17 protein-coding genes and 1 pseudogene are annotated in these 17,154 nt (G+C 73.7%); 10 read left to right on the top strand and 8 right to left on the bottom strand.

Features of this window, described 5'->3' with window-relative positions; all coding sequences use genetic code 11:
• Window positions 1-243 precede the first annotated feature (243 nt).
• From BKA00_RS33700 to argS, 6 genes are all read left to right on the top strand, one after another.
• Entirely contained in the window at window positions 244-969 is a 726-nt protein-coding gene (locus tag BKA00_RS33700; RefSeq protein ID WP_230298876.1) for a DUF998 domain-containing protein, read from the top strand.
• A complete protein-coding gene (locus BKA00_RS33695) occupies window positions 966-1,859 on the top strand; it encodes an alpha/beta fold hydrolase (RefSeq protein WP_230298875.1) in 894 nt (297 codons plus the stop codon). Before BKA00_RS33700 ends, BKA00_RS33695 begins: the two co-directional genes overlap by 4 nt.
• Complete coding sequence (locus BKA00_RS33690) at window positions 1,856-2,227, top strand: hypothetical protein (RefSeq protein ID WP_185031953.1); 372 nt, start codon at window positions 1,856-1,858, stop codon at window positions 2,225-2,227. The genes BKA00_RS33695 and BKA00_RS33690 overlap by 4 nt, the downstream gene beginning before the upstream one ends.
• 102 nt (window positions 2,228-2,329) lie before the next feature.
• Window positions 2,330-2,743 (top strand): hypothetical protein, encoded by a 414-nt coding sequence (locus tag BKA00_RS33685; RefSeq protein ID WP_185035147.1) that lies wholly within the window; start codon window positions 2,330-2,332, stop codon window positions 2,741-2,743.
• A 382-nt stretch (window positions 2,744-3,125) separates the two neighbouring features.
• Window positions 3,126-4,247: a phosphate acyltransferase PlsX gene (plsX, locus tag BKA00_RS33680; RefSeq protein WP_185035145.1), complete on the top strand. Its 1,122-nt coding sequence runs from the start codon at window positions 3,126-3,128 to the stop codon at window positions 4,245-4,247.
• A gap of 52 nt (window positions 4,248-4,299) precedes the next feature.
• The gene (gene argS, locus BKA00_RS33675; RefSeq protein ID WP_185031952.1) at window positions 4,300-6,045 is read left to right on the top strand and encodes an arginine--tRNA ligase; all 1,746 of its coding nucleotides are present in this window, start codon (window positions 4,300-4,302) and stop codon (window positions 6,043-6,045) included.
• A 15-nt stretch (window positions 6,046-6,060) separates the two neighbouring features.
• Here argS and BKA00_RS33670 read toward each other — a convergent pair whose 3' ends face one another.
• Together BKA00_RS33670 and BKA00_RS33665 are read right to left on the bottom strand one after the other, a co-directional pair.
• On the bottom strand, window positions 6,061-7,047 hold the full coding sequence (locus BKA00_RS33670; RefSeq protein WP_185031949.1) for an LLM class flavin-dependent oxidoreductase: 987 nt from the start codon (window positions 7,045-7,047) through the stop codon (window positions 6,061-6,063).
• Window positions 7,044-7,289 (bottom strand): DUF2630 family protein, encoded by a 246-nt coding sequence (locus BKA00_RS33665; protein WP_185031948.1) that lies wholly within the window; start codon window positions 7,287-7,289, stop codon window positions 7,044-7,046. The genes BKA00_RS33670 and BKA00_RS33665 overlap by 4 nt, the downstream gene beginning before the upstream one ends.
• A gap of 29 nt (window positions 7,290-7,318) precedes the next feature.
• Between BKA00_RS33665 and BKA00_RS33660 the strand changes: the two genes are divergently transcribed.
• Window positions 7,319-8,314, top strand: a complete 996-nt coding sequence (locus BKA00_RS33660; RefSeq protein ID WP_185031946.1) for a hypothetical protein — start codon at window positions 7,319-7,321, stop codon at window positions 8,312-8,314.
• A gap of 62 nt (window positions 8,315-8,376) precedes the next feature.
• Here BKA00_RS33660 and BKA00_RS33655 read toward each other — a convergent pair whose 3' ends face one another.
• Genes BKA00_RS33655 through BKA00_RS33630 form a run of 6 tightly spaced genes read right to left on the bottom strand, consistent with a single transcriptional unit; the run spans window position 8,377 to window position 13,611 of the window.
• Window positions 8,377-9,231 carry an aldehyde dehydrogenase family protein gene (locus BKA00_RS33655; RefSeq protein ID WP_185031943.1) on the bottom strand — a complete coding sequence of 285 codons (855 nt, stop codon included), beginning with the start codon at window positions 9,229-9,231 and terminating at the stop codon, window positions 8,377-8,379.
• A complete protein-coding gene (locus tag BKA00_RS33650) occupies window positions 9,224-10,654 on the bottom strand; it encodes an aldehyde dehydrogenase family protein (RefSeq protein WP_185031941.1) in 1,431 nt (476 codons plus the stop codon). The genes BKA00_RS33655 and BKA00_RS33650 overlap by 8 nt, the downstream gene beginning before the upstream one ends.
• A gap of 2 nt (window positions 10,655-10,656) precedes the next feature.
• Window positions 10,657-11,580, bottom strand: a complete 924-nt coding sequence (gene deoC, locus BKA00_RS33645) for a deoxyribose-phosphate aldolase (protein ID WP_185031939.1) — start codon at window positions 11,578-11,580, stop codon at window positions 10,657-10,659.
• A 50-nt stretch (window positions 11,581-11,630) separates the two neighbouring features.
• The gene (locus BKA00_RS33640; RefSeq protein WP_185031937.1) at window positions 11,631-12,689 is read right to left on the bottom strand and encodes a hypothetical protein; all 1,059 of its coding nucleotides are present in this window, start codon (window positions 12,687-12,689) and stop codon (window positions 11,631-11,633) included.
• A complete protein-coding gene (locus BKA00_RS33635; RefSeq protein ID WP_230298874.1) occupies window positions 12,686-13,222 on the bottom strand; it encodes a SigE family RNA polymerase sigma factor in 537 nt (178 codons plus the stop codon). Before BKA00_RS33635 ends, BKA00_RS33640 begins: the two co-directional genes overlap by 4 nt.
• Window positions 13,223-13,275: 53 nt before the next feature.
• On the bottom strand, window positions 13,276-13,611 hold the full coding sequence (locus BKA00_RS33630) for an ATP-binding protein (protein ID WP_185031933.1): 336 nt from the start codon (window positions 13,609-13,611) through the stop codon (window positions 13,276-13,278).
• A gap of 166 nt (window positions 13,612-13,777) precedes the next feature.
• Here BKA00_RS33630 and BKA00_RS40725 point away from each other — a divergent pair.
• The 3 genes and pseudogenes from BKA00_RS40725 to BKA00_RS33615 form a co-directional block, all read left to right on the top strand.
• Window positions 13,778-13,900 (top strand): annotated as a pseudogene (locus BKA00_RS40725) (TetR-like C-terminal domain-containing protein); the annotation flags it as partial.
• An 83-nt stretch (window positions 13,901-13,983) separates the two neighbouring features.
• On the top strand, window positions 13,984-15,945 hold the full coding sequence (locus tag BKA00_RS33620; RefSeq protein WP_185031932.1) for an acyl-CoA dehydrogenase family protein: 1,962 nt from the start codon (window positions 13,984-13,986) through the stop codon (window positions 15,943-15,945).
• A 196-nt stretch (window positions 15,946-16,141) separates the two neighbouring features.
• Complete coding sequence (locus BKA00_RS33615; protein WP_185031930.1) at window positions 16,142-16,963, top strand: class I SAM-dependent methyltransferase; 822 nt, start codon at window positions 16,142-16,144, stop codon at window positions 16,961-16,963.
• Window positions 16,964-17,154 lie beyond the last annotated feature (191 nt).

Genomic DNA, 17,154 nt, shown 5'->3' with positions numbered 1-17,154 from the left:
ACGTCCCCGACAAAGCCATGGTCAGGATGATCCCGACATATAGGCTCCGTCATCATCGTTGACGCCTCATGTCTTGTCCAACGACTACGGGACGTCAACTTCTCCGTCAGCCCCCGTTAAGGCTTCGGCCAGCGGATACTCCGCTAAGACCGACCCAGGTCATGAGCCTGCGGCCGGTTCGGAAATACTAAGGGGCGTGTAGGACCGATCGGCGCACGGGACGTGCGGGCGTGAGGGGGCCGGGTGGACTCTGACCAGCGGGGCGGGCCGGGTGTCGTCCCCATGCGCCTGATCGTCCTCGCGGGGCTCGCGTCGGTCACGTACGCCAGCTTCGTGCTGGAGAACGTCCTCAGCCCCAAGCTGGACTTCATCAACGGCTACGTGAGCGAACTGTCGGCCTCCGACCAGCCGTTCCACCTCGTCTACAGCGCCGGCGACCTCATCACCGGCGTGCTGTCGATCCTGGTGGCGGCCGGGACGCTCCGCAGGCTCACCCGCAAGCCCCTCGCCACCGCCGGGTGGGTGTTCCTCGCGCTGTTCGGCGTGTGCGCCATCGGCGACGCGTCCTTCCCCCTGGACTGCGCTCCCAGCCTGGAGACCTGGTGCGCCCTCCGGGAGCGGTCCGAGAACGTGTCGTTCTCCCACGAGTTCCACTCGGTGACCAGCAGCGCAGTGATCGTCTGCGGGGTGGCGGCGCTCCTGCTGCTGTCCCTGGCCGCCCGCCGGTACGGCTGGTGGCCCGCCCTGGCCCGCTGGGGCTGGCTGCTGGCGCTCGCCGAGTCGGCGGCCGCGCTCGGGACGCTGGTGGCGATGTACGCCGGGCAGTGGCTCGGGATCGTCCAGCGCGTCCAGATCGGCATCCTGTGCCTGGGGCTGCTGACCATCGCGTGGGCGCTGTACTCCGACCACAGGGACGCGGCGCGCGCGGCACGGCACGCGTCGGACGAGCGGGCGGAGGCATGCCTGTGAGCCGCACCGGCGGCGGGGCCCGCGGCCCCGGCGAGATCGTGAACGTGGGACGCGAGCAGGTCCACGTCGTCGAGTCGGGCCCGCCGGACGGGCCGCCGCTGCTGCTCAGCTCCGGGCTGGGCGGCGCCTGGTTCGACTGGGAGCCGTCCGCCGAGCTGCTCCGCGAGGGGTACCGGGTGATCGTCTACGACCGTCCGGGCCTCGGGCTCAGCCCCGCCGCCGCCGCGCCGCCCTCGCTGCGCCGCGACACCGCCCTCATGGGGGCGCTGGCGGAGCGGGCCGGCCGGCCGGTGACCGTCCTCGCGCACTCGATGGCCGCGTTCGCCGCCGAGGCGCTGGCCAGGACGCGCCACGGGCTCGTGCGGGGCCTGGTGCTGCTCGACCCGAGCTACGAGGGCGACGCGTGGGTGCCCGTGCGGCTGGCCGCCGCGCTGGCCCCGCTCGCCGCGGCGGCGGGCGCGGTGCTCGGCGCGACCCGGCTGGCGCGGGTCGCCGGGCCGCGCGGCCGCCGGATGGTCCTCAGGCGCACCAGTCTCCGGGAGGACGCCGTCCCGGAGGAGGTCGTGCGGTCGGTGTACGGGCGCGGGACGGTGCTCGGCACGGTCCTCGCGGAGGAGCTGGCCTACCGGGAGATGGCCGCCGACCTGGCGGGACTGCGCGAGCGGCGCCCCTTCCCGCCCGTCCCGCTGGCCGTGGTGACCGCGCTGGGCGACGTGGACGGCGACGACCGCAAGCGCGCCTGGGCCGAGGCGCACGAGCGGCTCGCCGCGATGAGCCCGCGCGGCAGGCGGATCGAGCTGCCGGACGCCCTGCACATGGTCCCGCTCGACCGTCCCGACGCGGTGGCCGACGCCGTCGCCGGCCTCCACCGGACGGAGGGAGCGGCATGAGGCGCCTTCCCGCCGCCGTGCTCGCCGTCCTGCTCGCCGTGACGATGTCCGGCTGCAAGGTCATGCAGAGGATCTCCGACGGGGCCTACCGCAACGCCGTCACCGACGGGGTCGTGGACGAGCTGGACGCCCGGGGCGTCGAGCTGCGGGAACGCCCGGAGTGCAGATCGCCGGGGCGGGAGACCGACGCCGTGGTGCGCGTCGACTGCACGGCCCGGACCACGGCCGGGGAGCCGGTCGCCGTCGAGGGGATCGTCCACGACGCCGACACCGAACGTCCGCGCGAGTCCTACGTGGTGACCGTCGGCGGGCGCCAGGTGCTCCGCAAGGACTGCCTCGGCCTCGGCTGCGAGCACCCGGTCGGCTGACCGGGCAACGAATCCGCATACGGAACGGAAAAACCCAACACGCAGCGCATACACACCCGTACCGTCGGTGACGTAGCGAGTGTGAAGATACCCAGCGTGAAGATGCCGCGCCTCAGGATCGGCCGCAAGCCGGCCCTGATCCTGGGGTCCGCAGCACTCCTCGTGATCGCCGCCGTGGGCGGCGGCGCGTTCCTTCTGCTGTCGGGCGGCGAGGAGTTGCAGTACAAGACGCAGGCCGCGCTGCGCAAGGCGCTTCCCGTGACGGCCGCCGCCGAGCTGCACGAGCACGGTGTGCGGCTGGCGGCGCCGCTGCGGTGCGCGGACCTGCCCGGCTGGACGAAGACGAAGATGCGGGTGTCCTGCACCGGCATGACCTCGGACGAGAAGCCGGTCGAGGTCATCGGCAGCGGTGAGCAGGAGACGCGCCGGAACTACTACACGATCCTCGTGGACGGCCGGCCGGTCGTGGAGAACGCGTCGTGCCTGGGCGCCGACTGCCGCAAGCAGGAGGGCTAGGCCGGCGGCGTGAGGATCGCCACTCCGGGCGTGGGGCGCCGAGGCAGGCGAAGGGACGCCATACGATGCGATGAGCTGCGTTCTTGCGGCCCACCGTGTTTCCTTTCGTCCTCCTGGAGCGGCCATGACCGGCACCGGCGAGCCGTCGCGGCCCGTGACGCCTCGCCCGGCGGAGCCCGGCCCGCCCGCGACCGGCCCGTCCGAGCCCGGCCCTCCTGAACCGGGCCCCGCGCCCCGCACGAACGCGGCGCCGCCGCGGCGAGCCGCCCAGCCGGCCAGGAGCACCGCACCGTCCACGAGCACGCCGCCCGGGAGCACCGCGCCGCGCCCGGCGCCGCGCCGCCCGGCGACGGTGCGCCCGCTGCCGATCGCGGTCGACACGATGGGCGGCGACCACGCCCCCGAGGAGATCATCGCGGGGGCGGTGGCCGCGGTCCGCGAGCACGGCGTCCGGCTGGTGCTGGTCGGGCGGGCGGCGCGGATCCGGCGGGAGCTGGACCTGCACGGCGTCCTCGGCACGATCCCCATCGTGAACGCTGACGAGGCCCTGGACATGGGCGAGGGCGCGCTGGCGAGCTGGCGCAAGCCCCGCTCGTCCATCGCGATCGCCTGCCACCTGATCAAGCAGGGGCGGGCGTCGGCGCTGGTGTCGGCGGGCAGCACCGCCGGGGTGGTGGCGACGTCGCGGCTGCGGCTCAAGGGCCAGCAGGGCGTGATGCGGCCGGCGATCGCCGTGGCGCTGCCGACGCGGCCGCACCCCACGATCCTGCTGGACGCGGGCGCCACCGCGGACGTCAAGCCGGAGGGGCTCGTCCAGTTCGCCGCGCTCGGCACCGCGTACGCGCAGATCCTCCTCGGCGTGGACCGCCCGTCGGTGGGGCTGCTCAACATCGGCGCCGAGCCGGGCAAGGGCAACAAGCTCACCAAGCGGGCGCACGAGCTGCTCGCGACCGGCAGCCACGGCATCGAGTTCGCCGGGAACGTGGAGGGCCACGACCTGCTGAGCGGGCGCGTCGACGTCGTCGTCGCCGACGGGTTCACCGGGAACGTCGCGCTCAAGGCCGTGGAGGGCACCATCGCCACCGCGTTCGCGGAGATCCGCGAGGCGATGACCTCCACCCCCGCCGCGCGCATGGGCGCGCTGCTGCAGCGGCGCCGCCTCCAGGACCTGCGCGACCGCCTCGACCCCGACACCTACGGCGGCGGCGTCCTGCTCGGCCTGAACGGGACGGTCGTGATCGCGCACGGCGCCTCCCGGGCCCGCGCCGTCACCTCGGCCTGCGACCTGGCGCACCGGCTGGCCGCCGGACGCATCGTCGAGCGGATCCGCGAGCAGGTCGCCGCGACCCGCACATCCCGGTTCGGGCGCTGGACGCACGGCGAGCGCGACGGCGACAAGCCCGCCGAGAGGCCGGCGGACCGGCCCGGCGACACGGCCCCGGAGGTCCCCTCCCCCGCCGCCGACACCGTCCCCGACCGCAAAGAGCCGCCCGCCGGGCACTAGCCCCGCGCAAAACCGATTCCGGGGCCCGGCGCGTCGCCGATAACCTTGGGACATGCCCGATCCGCAACTCGTACTCGCCGCCCGGGTCCAGGCCGCGCTGAGCGCCGCCTTCGGACCGTCGTACGCGGACACCGACCCGGTCATCCGGCCGTCGCAGTTCGCCGACCTTCAGGCCAACGTGGCGCTGCCGCTGGCCAAGAAGCTGGGCCGCAAGCCGCGAGACGTGGCGGAGGCGATCACCGCGCACCTCGACACGGCGGGCGTCGTGTCGCAGGTCCAGGTCAGCGGTCCCGGGTTCATCAACCTGACGCTCAGCGACGGGTGGATCGCCGGCGAGGCGCAGCGGGCCCTGGAGGACGAGCGGCTCGCCGTCCCCCTCGCGGACAAGCCGCAGAAGGTCGTCGTCGAGTACTCCTCCCCGAACGTGGCGAAGGAGATGCACGTCGGGCACCTGCGGACCACGATCGTCGGCGACGCGATCGCGCGGATCCTGGCGTTCCTCGGGCACGAGGTCGTCCGCGACAACCACGTCGGCGACTGGGGCACCCCGTTCGGCATGCTGATCGAGCACCTGCTCGACCTCGGCGAGGACGCCGCCGCGCGGGACGACTCGTCCGTCAGCGACCTGACCGCCTTCTACCAGGCCGCGCGGGAGAAGTTCGACGGCGACGAGGCGTTCGCCGACCGGTCCCGGCGCAGGGTCGTCGCGCTCCAGGCGGGCGACGCCGAGACGCTGCGGCTCTGGAACGTCCTCGTCGACGTGTCGAAGCGGTACTTCAACTCCGTCTACGGGCGGCTCGGCGTCACCCTCACCGACGACGACATCAAGGGCGAGAGCTACTACAACGACCTGCTGGCCCCGACCGCGCGGGAGCTGGAGGGCAAGGGCATCGCGGTGATCAGCGACGGGGCGCTGTGCGCGTTCCCGCCCGGGTTCACCGGCCGGGAGGGCGAGCCCCTCCCAGTGATCATCCGCAAGAGCGACGGCGGCTACAACTACTCCACCACCGACCTCGCCACGATCCGGTACCGGGTCGACACCGAGCACGTCGACCGGATGGTCTACGTGGTCGGGGCGCCGCAGTCGCTGCACTTCCAGATGGTGTTCGCCGTCGCGCGCATGGCGGGCTGGCTGAACGACGAGGTGAAGGCCGAGCACGCGCAGATCGGCAACGTCCTCGGCACCGACGGCAAGATCCTGCGGACCCGGGCCGGCGGCACCGTCAAGCTGGCGGAGCTGCTGGACGAGGCGGTCGAGCGGGCCGGGGCCGTGTTCGACGAGATCCAGCACGACGAGCCGTTCGACGACGCCACGCGGGCCGAGATCGTCCAGGCGGTCGGCATGGGCGCGGTGAAGTACGCCGACCTGTCGGTGGCGCGCGACAGCGAGTACACCTTCGACTTCGACCGGATGATCTCGTTCAACGGCAAGACCGGCCCGTACCTGCAGTACGCGGCCGCGCGGATCCGGTCGATCTTCCGCAAGGGCGGCCTGGCCCCCGAGGACGCGACCGGCCCGATCACGCTCACCCATCCGGCCGAGCGGGCGCTGGCGCTGGAGCTGCTCGGGTTCGGCGCCGTGCTGAAGCAGGCCGGCGAGACCGCCGAGCCGCACCGGCTGGCGAGCTACGTCTACTCGGTCGCCGACGCGTACACGACGTTCTACGAGAACTGCCCGGTGCTGAAGGCTCCCGACGAGGAGACCAGGGCGTCGCGGCTGGCGCTGTGCGCGGCGACGCTGCGCACGCTCGTCACCGGCCTCGGCCTCCTCGGCGTCCCCACCCCCGAGCGCATGTGAGACGGGCGCCGCGCGTCACGGCACGCCCGTGCCGTGCGGCGACGGACGGCCTGCCTGGGGCGGAGCCTCCGGCCGGGCCTCCCTCTGCACGGGCCCCTGTGCGGGCCCCTGGGCGGTTCCGGCCCGTTCGCGGGTGACCTGCTCCCGGACGGCCGGCACGATCTCCAGGGCGAACACCGGGAGCTGCTCGGGGTCGCCGCCGTACAGGAACGAGTCGACGCCGTGCCCGACGGCCAGCTCCGTCAGCTCGTAGATCCACTGGCGCGGCGGGCCGTGCAGGAAGCCCCGCGACTCCCGCCCGTCGACCTCCCCTTCGAGGACGTAGACGCGGCGGATCTCGCCGGGCCCGCGGCCGGCCCTCAGCGCGGCCTCGTCGATGCGGCGCTGCCCGTCCGCGAGCCGCTTCGGCGGGACGAGCGACGACGGCGCGATCCAGCCGTCGGCGACCCTCCCGGCGAGGTCGAGGCCGCGCGGACCGGTGACGCCGAGCCAGATGCCGATCTGGTGCGCGGGCGCCGGGCCCGCCTGCGCCGCCGCGAACCGGTAGTGCTCGCCCGCGAACCGCAGCCCGTTCTGGTCGCTCCAGTGCAGCCGGATGAGCTGCACGGCCTCCTCCAGGGCGCGCCGCGACGCCGCGCCGTCCAGGCGCGGCCCGCCGTAGGCCTCCACGCCGCCCGGCTCCATCCCCGTGCCGAGACCGAGCTCGGCGCGGCCTCCGCTGAGCCGGTCCATCGTCGCGATCGCCTTGGCGAGCGCGGCCGGCGGCCGCAGCGGCAGGCACGCCACCGCGGGCAGCACCCGGATCCGGGACGTGCCGGCCAGCACGGCCGCCATCAGCGCGAGCGCGTCGGCGGTGTCGCGCCGGTACGGCTGGTCGCGGATCCCGAGCAGGTCGAGCCCGAACCGGTCCGCCTCCCGGGCGGTGTGGAGCAGCGGAGCGGAGGCGTCCGGGACGACGGACAGGCCGAACCGCAGCGGGCGCCGCGGGCGGGGCGCCGTCATTGCAGGTAGCCTTCGACCTCGTCCGGCGGCCGGATCTCCGCGCCGCCGGGGTCCTCGCCGGCCTCCAGCCTGGCCCGGCGGCGGCGCAGCAGGTCCCAGCACTGGTCGAGCGCGACCTCCAGCCGTTCCAGCCGCCGGTGCTCCTCCTCGCGGTCGAGCTCGTCGCGCTGGTACCGCTCGCGGAGCCGCCGCTCCTCCCCCACGTACTCGTCGATGCGAGCCAGGATGTCCTTCTCGTCCATCGTGGTCTCAGCGCTCGCGGCCGACGTCGGTGAGCCCGCTCAGGAACCCGCCGTCCGTCCGCGTCGAGTGCTGGAGCGAGTTCGTCTTCGGCTCCACGACGGGCGGCGGCGGCGCGGGCCGCGCGGCGGACGTGCCCGCGGTCGTCGTCCGCGCGGGCGTCTTGCGGGCCGGGGCCGCGGACTTGGCGGCCCCGGATCTGGCCGACCCCTTGGCGGTGCCGGACCTGGTGCTCGCGGTCGTCCGCGACGACGTCGACTTGCGGGCGGCGCTGGTCCTGGACTTGGGCGCGGCCGCCTTGCGGGCCGTTCCCGACGTCTTGGCCGCCCCCGACGTCTTCGCCGCGGAGGTCTTCGCCGCGGAGGTCTTCGCCGTGCCGGACGTCTTCGCCGAGGCCGACGTCCGCGACGTGGCCGCCTTGGACGTGGACTTGCGCGCCGCGGACGTCTTCGTGCCGCCCGTCCGGGCCGACGCCGTCCCGGACCGGCTCGACGCCGCCGCGGTGGACTTGCGGGCCGTGGTCCGGCTCGTGCCGCCCTTGCTCGCCGCCGTGGTCTTCCTCGCCGTCGTGGCGCGGGTCCCCGTCGACTTGGCGGTGGTGGTGATGACCTTCGCCGCCGCGTCCATCGCCTTGGCGGCGTCGGACATGGCCTTGGTCGCGCTGGTCATCGCCTTGGTCATCGCCGTCATGGCCTTGGCCGACGAGGACGCCTTGGTCGCCACCGACTTCATCTGCGTCGCGGCGGTCTTGGCCTGGCTCGCGGCCTTGGTGACGCGGGTCGCGGCGGCAGACGACGACGCCGACGACCGGCTGGACGACGCCGGCTTCTTCGCCGTGCCGCCCTTCGCCGCGGTCGTCCGGCTGGTCGTGGACCGCGACGGCGCCTTCGCCGCCGAGGTCCGTTTCGCCGCCGGCTTCTTGGCTGCGGTGGACTTGGTCGCTGATGTGCTCTTCGTACGGGCGGCCGACCCTCGGCTCGCCGTACGCGGTGCTGTCTTGGTAGGCACTGATCTCCCCCCACTGTGATCAGTTACGGGGAGATCTATTCCACACTTCGTGACCCTCTACACACGCGGCGTCATTTCCGCTTAGACGCCCACCGGATGCCAGACGGTCTTGGTCTCCAGAAACGCGGTCATACGTGCCGTTCCCGGCTCACCGGCCCAGTCGTCGCCCGTCGGGCGCAGCACGCGCTTGAGGTTCCCGGCCGCCTCGTCCTCCAGTTCCCGGACGTGCTCGGGGAGCGCGCCCGCGAGGTCGACGGCGTTGACGTCCATGTGGGCGGCCAGCCAGGGCGCGATCTCGGTGCGGCGGCCGGTGAGGAGGTTCACGACACCGCCCGGCAGGTCGGAGGTCGCCAGCACCTCGGCCAGGGTGACGGAGGGCAGCGGCGCCGGTTCGGAGGCGACCACCACGGCGGTGTTGCCGGACACGATGACCGGGGCCAGGACGGACACCAGGCCGAGCAGCGGCGAGTCGGGCGCGACGACGGCGACGACCCCGGTGGGCTCGGGCGTGGAGAAGTTGAAGAACGGCCCGGACACGGGGTTGGCGGCCCCGGCGACGGCGCCCAGCTTGTCGGCCCAGCCCGCGTACCAGACCCAGCGGTCGACGGCGGCGTCCACCTCCGTTCCGGCGGCGCCCTTGGACGCGCCGGCCTGGCGCAGCTCGTCCACGAACTGGTCGCGGCGGCCTTCGAGCATCTCGGCGATCCGGTACAGGATCTGGCCGCGGTTGTAGGCGGTGCGTCCGGACCAGCCGGGGAAGGCCTTGCGGGCGGCGACCACGGCGTCGCGGGCGTCCTTGCGGGACGCCTGGGAGGCGTTGGCGAGGAAGCGGCCCTTGGAGTCGGTCACGGGGTAGGACCTGCCGGATTCGGACCGGGGGAACGCGCCCCCGATGTAGAGCTTGTAGGTCTTGCGCACGGAGAGACGGTCAGGCATTGAGGTAGGCCTCCAGTCCGTGGCGTCCGCCCTCGCGGCCGAACCCCGATTCCTTGTAGCCGCCGAACGGGGAGGCCGGGTCGAACTTGTTGAACGTGTTGGCCCACACCACCCCGGCCCGGAGCCGCTGCGCCGTCCACAGGATCTGCGACCCCTTCTCGGTCCAGATGCCCGCCGACAGCCCGTACGGGGTGTTGTTGGCCTTGGTGACGGCCTCCTCCGGCGTGCGGAACGTCAGCACGGACAGGACGGGCCCGAAGATCTCCTCGCGGGCGATCCGGTGCGACTGCGCCACCCCGGTGAACAGGGTGGGCGCGAACCAGAACCCCTGGGACGGCAGCTCGCAGGGCGGCGACCAGCGCTCGGCGCCCTCGGCCTCGCCGGCGTCCGACAGCTCCCGGATCCGCGCCAGCTGCGCGGCGGAGTTGATCGCCCCGATGTCGGTGTTCTTGTCGAGGGGGTCGCCGACCCGCAGCGTCGCCATCCGCGCCTTCAGCCGCTCCAGGACCTCCTCGGCGACCGACTCCTGGACCAGCAGCCGCGACCCGGCGCAGCACACGTGGCCCTGGTTGAAGAAGATCCCGTTGACGACGCCCTCGACGGCCTGGTCGAGGGCGGCGTCCTCGTAGACGATGTTGGCGGCCTTGCCGCCGAGCTCCAGCGTCAGCCTCCTGCCGGTCCCGGCGAGGGTGCGGGCGATCTGCCGGCCGACGCCGGTGGAGCCGGTGAAGGCGACCTTGTCGATCCCCGGGTGCGCGACGAGGGCCGCGCCGGTCTCGCCGGCGCCGGTGACGATGTTGACCACGCCGGGCGGCAGCTCGGCCTGGCGGCAGATGTCGGCGAACAGCAGCGCCGTCAGCGGCGTCGTCTCCGCCGGCTTGAGCACGACGGTGTTGCCGCACGCCAGCGCGGGGGCGATCTTCCAGGCCAGCATCAGCAGCGGGAAGTTCCACGGGATGACCTGCCCCGCCACCCCGACGGGCCTCGGGTCCGGTCCGAACCCCGCGTGGCGCAGCTTGTCGGCCCAGCCGGCGTAGTAGAAGAACCACGCCGCCGCCAGCGGCACGTCCACGTCCCGCGACTCGCGGATCGGCTTGCCGTTGTCGATCGACTCCAGCACGGCCAGCTCCCGCGACCGCTCCTGGACGATCCGCGCGATCCGGTACAGGTACTTGGCCCGCTCGGCCCCGGGCATCGGGCCCCAGACCTTGTCGTGGGCGGTGCGGGCGGCCCGGACGGCGCGGTCGACGTCCGCTTCGTCCGCGCAGGCGATGTCGGCCAGGACGGTCTCGTCGGCCGGGTTGACGGACTTGAACGGCTCGCCGTGCCCGTCGGTGAACTCGCCGTTGACGAACAGCCCGTAGGAGCCGCGGATGTCGACGACGGACCGGGACTCGGGTGCCGGCGCGTACTCGAAAACCATGATCAGTCCTGCGTGAAGTAGTCGGGACCGGAGTACACCCCGGTGGCGAGCTTGCGTCGCTGCATCAGCAGGTCGTTCAGCACCGAGGAGGCCCCGAGCCGGAACCACTCGGGCGCCAGCCAGTCGGGGCCCGCGGTCTCGTTCACCAGCACCAGGTACTTGATCGCGTCCTTGGTGGTGCGGATGCCGCCCGCGGGCTTGACCCCGACCTGCCGCCCCGTGGCGGCCCGGTAGTCGCGGACGGCCTCCAGCATGACCAGCGTCACCGGCAGCGTCGCCGCGGGCGACACCTTGCCGGTCGAGGTCTTGATGAAGTCGGCCCCGGCGCGCATCGCCAGCCACGAGGCGCGCCGCACGTTGTCGTAGGTGGCCAGTTCGCCGGTCTCCAGGATCACCTTCAGGTGCGCGGACCCGCAGGCGCCCTTGACCGCGACGATCTCGTCGTGCACCTTGGCGTAGTCGCCGGCCAGGAACGCGCCCCGGTCGATCACCATGTCGATCTCGGCCGCGCCCGCCGCCACCGCCGCCCGGGTGTCGGCCAGCTTGGCCTCCATCGGCGCCCGCCCGGACGGGAAGGCCGTCGCCACGCTCGCGACGCCGATCCCCGTCCCGGCCAGGGCCCGCACCGCGGTCTCGACCATGTCGGGGTAGACGCAGACCGCCGCCACCGTCGGGACCGAGGCGTCCGCCGGGTCGGGGTGCGCGGCCTTGGCGCACAGGGCCCGCACCTTCCCCGCCGTGTCGGCGCCCTCCAGCGTGGTCAGGTCCACCATCGAGATCGCCAGGTCGATCGCCGCGGCCTTCGCCGACGTCTTGACCGACCGGGTGGCGAGCCGCGCCGCCCGCTCCTCGGCGCCCACCTGGTCCACCCCGGGGAGGCCGTGCAGGAAGGCGCGCAGCTCGGCGGCGCTGTTCAGAGTCTCCATTGACACTCCCCCAGCATCGCCGAACTACGTCCCAGGCACAAAACGGGCGCTCAGCGCAGTGGTTCGGTCGTCCACCGGGCGGGGTCGGCGCCGAGCGGCGTCGTCCTGCGGTACAGGCCCGTCAGCCCGCCGCCGGCCTGGAGGCGGCGCAGCGGCTCCCCGGTCGCCATGAGGTCGACGTCGAACCCGCGCACCCCGTAGACCGTGAGGATCTGCGATCTCGACGGGGGCACCCGCCCGATCTTCGGCCCGGGGTGGGGCAGCCGCGTGTCGAACGCCGGGTGCCCGTCGAGCGTCGTGTTGGGGTGGCCGGACCGGCCGCCGTCCGGGCGGGACGGGCTCACCGAGATGACCAGCTCACCGTCCCGCCCGGGGACGGCGAGCGAGATCATCACCTCCGCGGGCGCGGCGACGGAGGTTCTCGTGGACCTGAGCCCGTCCGGGAGCCCGGTGACGCGCACGGGGAACGCCGCCGGGCGGTCGCCCCCGAACGTCACCCCCGCCGCGACGCGCTGGACGGTCGCCGGGTCGGCGACCGCGCGGTCGTTGACCGAGAGGATCGCCCAGCTCTTCGGCCGGTACTCCCACCGGAACTCCGCCGGCACCTGGTCGGACCCCGGCCCGCCCGGTGCGATCGACCAGTAGGCGGGCCGCCCGTTGACCGGATCGGCCCTGGTCAGGTGCCCCTTCCGGCCTCCCGGCAGCAGCGGCACGCCCGGTGCGACCCCGGGAGGGCCCACGGTCAACTCGATCGACGTGCTGCCCGGCGCGCGCCCGGCCGACACCGTGAACACCGTCCCCCGCTGGGCGTCCTGGCCCACCCGGGTGCGCGCGTAGCCGGGGGGCAGCCAGCCGAAGGCGGCCTTCTCGACCAGCGGACTCGGAAACCTGGACGGCCCCGCCACCGCGCTCGGACGGTCGCCCGAGGACGGGGGGACCACCGCGATCCCGGCGGCGCCCGCCACGACTCCGGCGGCGACGGCCAGGGCGGCCGCCCGCCTCCTCCGCCGGATCCGCCGTGCCCGCGCCACCGCCGCCGCGACGTCCACGGCCGGGGCGGGGGCGGGGGCGTCCGCGAGGCTTTCCAGCCTCTCCTTGAGGTCGTTCATGCCAGCCTCTCCCCTTCCGCGAGATCCCGTGCCGGCTCCAGCGCGCGCCGGAGCGCGTCCAGGCCGCGCGCGGTCTGGCTCTTGACGGTCCCCGCCGAGCAGCCGAGGACGTCGGCGGCCTGCTCGATGGACAGGTCGCAGTAGAACCGCAGCACCACGGCGGCCCGCTGCCTCGGCGGCAGCGCCGCCAGCGCCGCCCTCAGATCGATCCGGCCCGCGTGGTCGGCGGACTCGGCGGCCTCGTCCGGGATCCGCTCGACGACCCGGACCCGCTGCCGCCACCCGCCCCGCTGCTCGGCGAGGAACACCCTGACCAGCACCGTCCGCGCGTACCCGTCGACGTTCTCGGCCGCCGACGCCTTCCGCCAGTGCAGGTACAGGCGCGTGATCGCGGACTGGACGAGGTCGTCCGCCCGGTGCCAGTCCTGGCACAGCAGGTAGGCGACCCGGCGTAACCACACCATCCGCGCCGTCACGTAGGCGGTGAACTCCTCGTCACGGCTCGAGGACCGCGCGCTTCCCGACTGTTCCACACCCCCCTGATGCGCCGGCCCCCGCAAAAGGTTGCACGCCCGTCCGGAAACCCTCACACCGCGATCCGGGCCCAGACCCATTTGCCGCGCGGAACGGTGGGAACCACGCCGCACTGCGCCGCCAGCGCATCGACGATCATCAGGCCGCGGCCGCCCATCCCGTCGTCGTCACCGGGGCCGGGGGCCGCGGCCTCCGGCGGGCCTCCGGCGGCCGTCGCCGCCGGGGGCGGCCTGCGCACCGGCCGCCGGTCGCAGGCGTCCCACACCTCCAGCAGGACGCCGTCCGCCTCCCGGGTGAACCGCACGCGGATCTCTCCCTCGCCCGCGTGCAGGACCGCGTTCGTCACGAAATGCTGGTCACACCGCACCTCGCCTTTCTCGTGGGCCATGACTCACCGATGTTCCACATAAAGCGGCAGCAGGAAGACGGGCTGTACGACCGTTTCGCCTATCACGTCGCCGAACTCTGGAACGGCGGGCGCTCCACCACCGAACTCGCCGCCCGGTAGCACCGCCACCGGTAGCACCGCCACCGGCGGTGGCCGGCGCCGCGCCCTCACCTTCTGGACCCGCTGCCACGGCGTCCTGTCCCTGGAGCTCGCGGGCCATTTCGCCGGGATGGGGTTCGACCCGGCGCAGCTCTTCGCGGCCGAGGTGGACGGCCTGGCCGCGCACTGACCCGGCGGCGCATTCGAGGGGCGCCCCGCCGCCCGGAACCCGGCCGGGGGTTTCCGCTTCCGACCAGTGGAAACTTCGATCACATGAGCCAGCGAACCCACGAGCACGTCGACGAGCGGACGGCCCGCAAGGTGGCCGAGGAGGCCCGGGAGGCCGAGTGGCGGCTGCCGAGCTTCGGCAAGCAGCTGTTCCTGGGCGACCTGCGCCTCGACCTGATCCATCCGCATCCCCGCCCGTCGCCGGAGCAGCGGGCTAAGGGCGAGGCGTTCCTCGCCCGGCTCTCCGCGTTCTGCGCGGCCGAGGTCGACCCGGCGCGGATCGAACGGGAGGCGCGCATCCCCGACGAGGTCGTGCGGGGCCTGCGCGACCTCGGCGCGCTCGGCATGAAGATCCCCGAGAAGTACGGGGGGCTCGGGCTCAGCCAGCTCTACTACGGCCGCGCGCTGATGGTCGCGGGGTCGGTCAGCCCGGCGCTCGGCGCGCTGCTGTCGGCGCACCAGTCGATCGGCGTCCCGCAGCCGGTCAAGATGTTCGGGACGCCCGAGCAGAAGGACGCGTGGCTGCCGCGCTGCGCCCGCGAGGTCAGCGCGTTCCTGCTCACCGAGCCCGACGTCGGCTCCGACCCGGCGCGGCTGCGCGCCACCGCCGTCCCCGACGGCGACGACTACGTCCTCGACGGCGTCAAGCTGTGGACGACCAACGGCGTCGTCGCCGACCTCGTCGTGGTGATGGCGCGCGTGCCGAAGTCCGACGGGCACCGCGGCGGCATCTCCGCGTTCATCGTGGACATGGCCACGCCCGGCATCACCGTCGAGAACCGCAACGCGTTCATGGGGCTGCGCGGCATCGAGAACGGCGTCACGCGGTTCCACGGCGTGCGGGTCCCGAAGGCGAACCTGATCGGCGCGGAGGGCGCGGGCCTGAAGATCGCGCTGACCACGCTCAACACCGGGCGGCTGTCGCTGCCCGCCATCTGCGCGGCGGGCGGCAAGTGGGCCGCCGGGGTCGCACGGCAGTGGTCGAGGGAGCGGGTGCAGTGGGGGCGGCCGGTCGGCGAGCACGAGGCCGTCGCCACCAAGATCGCATTCATCGCCGCGACGGCGTACGCGATGGAGGCGATGCTCGACCTGTCCGGGCAGCTCGCCGACGACGAGCGGGGTGACATCCGGATCGAGGCCGCCCTGGCGAAGCTGTGGTCGTCGGAGATGGCGTGCCGCGTCGCCGACGAACTGGTGCAGCTGCGCGGGGGGCGCGGCTACGAGACGGCCGAGTCGCTCGCGGCGCGCGGCGAGCGCGGCGTGCCCGCCGAGCAGCTGCTGCGCGACCTGCGCATCAACCGGATCTTCGAGGGCTCCAGCGAGATCATGCACCTGCTGATCGCCCGCGAGGCCGTCGACGCGCACCTGTCGGTGGCCGGGGACATCATCGACCCGGACGCCTCCACCGGCCGGAAGGCGCGGGCCGCGGCGAAGGCGGGCGGGTTCTACGCGCGCTGGCTGCCGACCCTCGTCACCGGCGCCGGGCACCGCCCGAACGCCTACGCCGAGTTCGGTCCGCTGGCCCGGCACCTGCGGTACGTCGAGCGGGCGTCCCGCAAGCTCGCCCGGTCCACCTTCTACGCGGCGGGACGCTGGCAGGGCGGCCTGGAGTACCGGCAGGGGTTCCTCGGCCGCATGGTCGACATCGGCGCCGAGCTGTTCGCGATGAGCGCGGTCTGCGTCCGCGCCCACGCCGACGCCTCCGCGGAGGGGCCGCTCGGCAGCATGGGCGCGAACGGCACCGGGCCTGCCACGGCGCCCGGCAAGTCCGCCCTCCTGCTCGCCGACGCCTTCTGCCGGCAGGCGCGCGTCCGCGTCGAGGAGCTGTTCGACGGGCTGTGGCGCAACACCGACGCGATGGACGTGAGGCTGGCGCGGGCCGTCCTCGCCGGGAACTTCGCCTGGGTGGAGGAGGGCGTCCTGGACCCGTCCATCCCGGGGCCGTGGATCGCGCCGTCCGAGCCGGGCCCGAGCGAGCGGGACGACGTGCACCGGACCATCGGCTGACCTGGCGGGACCGGGCACGACACGCCCGGCGGACCTGCGACGGGGAAGGGCGCCCCGCCACCTCGGGGCGCCCGGCTTCGGCGCGGGAGTAGACTGTCCCGACCTTCGCGCCAGAGATCGAACCGTCCCGAGGGGGCGGGCGACCGGTCCGGCGAACGAGAAGCCGAACGCCAACGCACCCAGCGAGCGGGAAGTAATGCAGTCATCTGGTCAGAAGAAGTCCATCGCAGGCACCCTCCTCAGCCTCCTCGGCAGCGGCCCGAAGAAGGCGGGGCCGGCCGCCGGGCCCGCCCCTGACGGGGACGTCGTCCAGCCCGCCGCAGGCGAGGGCGCGCTGGAGAACCACCTGGGCGGGGACGAGGCCCGCAACTACCGCAAGTACGAGTTCGAGACCGTCGCCCCGCACGTCGGCCGCTCCATGCTGGAGGTCGGGTCCGGCCTCGGGCACTTCTCCGAGCAGTTCGCCGGGCGCCTCGACTACCTCGTCGCCAGCGACAACGACCCGTACTGCGTCGCCGAGCTGCGCAAGCGCCACGAGGGCAACGACGACGTCGAGGTCATCGACCTGGCCCTGCCCGCCGACATCAAGATCCGGCGCAAGGTCGACACCGTCGTCATGATGAACGTGCTGGAGCACATCAAGGACGACGTCCAGGCGCTGCGCGACCTCGCCGCCGTGACCGAGCCCGGCGGCCGCATCGTCATCTGGGTGCCCGGCTACATGCAGCTCTACGGCGACTTCGACCGCAAGGTCGGGCACGTCACCCGGTACACGCCGGCCACGCTGGAGGCGTCGGTCCGGGAGGCCGGGCTCGTCCCCGAGGTGCTCAAGCCGATCAACTTCCTGGGCGGGATCGCCTGGTGGTTCGCGGTCCGCCGCGGCGGCGCCGGCTACCCCGACCCGAAGCTCGTCAAGATCTACGACCGGACGGTCGTGCCGCTCACCCGCACCATCGAGCGCTTCGTCAAGCCGCCGTTCGGCCAGACGGTCTTCTGCGTCGCGCGCGTCCCGCGCTAGCGCCGCGCTCCTCGCCGCGGACGGGGACGGATCACCACCGGTGGTCCGTCCCCGTCGCTTTTTTCTTGACGCCGAAACGGTATGTCCCGCCTCGCCGTGCGGGCCCGGGACCGCGAGACTGTGCAGTGGCCGGAACGGGACCCGGTCCGCCTCTCCGGGCGGAGAAGCACCGCCTGCTTCCGCGGGCCGCG

The sequence above is a fragment of the Actinomadura coerulea genome, assembly GCF_014208105.1.
Taxonomy (GTDB): domain Bacteria; phylum Actinomycetota; class Actinomycetes; order Streptosporangiales; family Streptosporangiaceae; genus Spirillospora; species Spirillospora coerulea.
Note: the sequence above shows the minus strand (reverse complement) of the source record. Positions and strands in the feature narration are given on the sequence as shown.

Excerpts from the sequence above, each read along its gene's own strand:
- BKA00_RS33690 (WP_185031953.1), top strand. The coding sequence starts at position 1,856 with ATGAGGCGCCTTCCCGCCGCCGTGCTCGCCGTCCTGCTCGCCGTGACG.
- BKA00_RS33685 (WP_185035147.1), top strand. The coding sequence starts at position 2,330 with ATGCCGCGCCTCAGGATCGGCCGCAAGCCGGCCCTGATCCTGGGGTCC.
- plsX (WP_185035145.1), top strand. The coding sequence starts at position 3,126 with ATGGGCGGCGACCACGCCCCCGAGGAGATCATCGCGGGGGCGGTGGCC.
- argS (WP_185031952.1), top strand. The coding sequence starts at position 4,300 with ATGCCCGATCCGCAACTCGTACTCGCCGCCCGGGTCCAGGCCGCGCTG.
- BKA00_RS33670 (WP_185031949.1), bottom strand. The coding sequence starts at position 7,047 with ATGACGGCGCCCCGCCCGCGGCGCCCGCTGCGGTTCGGCCTGTCCGTC.
- BKA00_RS33665 (WP_185031948.1), bottom strand. The coding sequence starts at position 7,289 with ATGGACGAGAAGGACATCCTGGCTCGCATCGACGAGTACGTGGGGGAG.
- BKA00_RS33655 (WP_185031943.1), bottom strand. The coding sequence starts at position 9,231 with ATGCCTGACCGTCTCTCCGTGCGCAAGACCTACAAGCTCTACATCGGG.
- BKA00_RS33650 (WP_185031941.1), bottom strand. The coding sequence starts at position 10,654 with ATGGTTTTCGAGTACGCGCCGGCACCCGAGTCCCGGTCCGTCGTCGAC.
- deoC (WP_185031939.1), bottom strand. The coding sequence starts at position 11,580 with ATGGAGACTCTGAACAGCGCCGCCGAGCTGCGCGCCTTCCTGCACGGC.
- BKA00_RS33640 (WP_185031937.1), bottom strand. The coding sequence starts at position 12,689 with ATGAACGACCTCAAGGAGAGGCTGGAAAGCCTCGCGGACGCCCCCGCC.
- BKA00_RS33630 (WP_185031933.1), bottom strand. The coding sequence starts at position 13,611 with ATGGCCCACGAGAAAGGCGAGGTGCGGTGTGACCAGCATTTCGTGACG.
- BKA00_RS33620 (WP_185031932.1), top strand. The coding sequence starts at position 13,984 with ATGAGCCAGCGAACCCACGAGCACGTCGACGAGCGGACGGCCCGCAAG.
- BKA00_RS33615 (WP_185031930.1), top strand. The coding sequence starts at position 16,142 with ATGCAGTCATCTGGTCAGAAGAAGTCCATCGCAGGCACCCTCCTCAGC.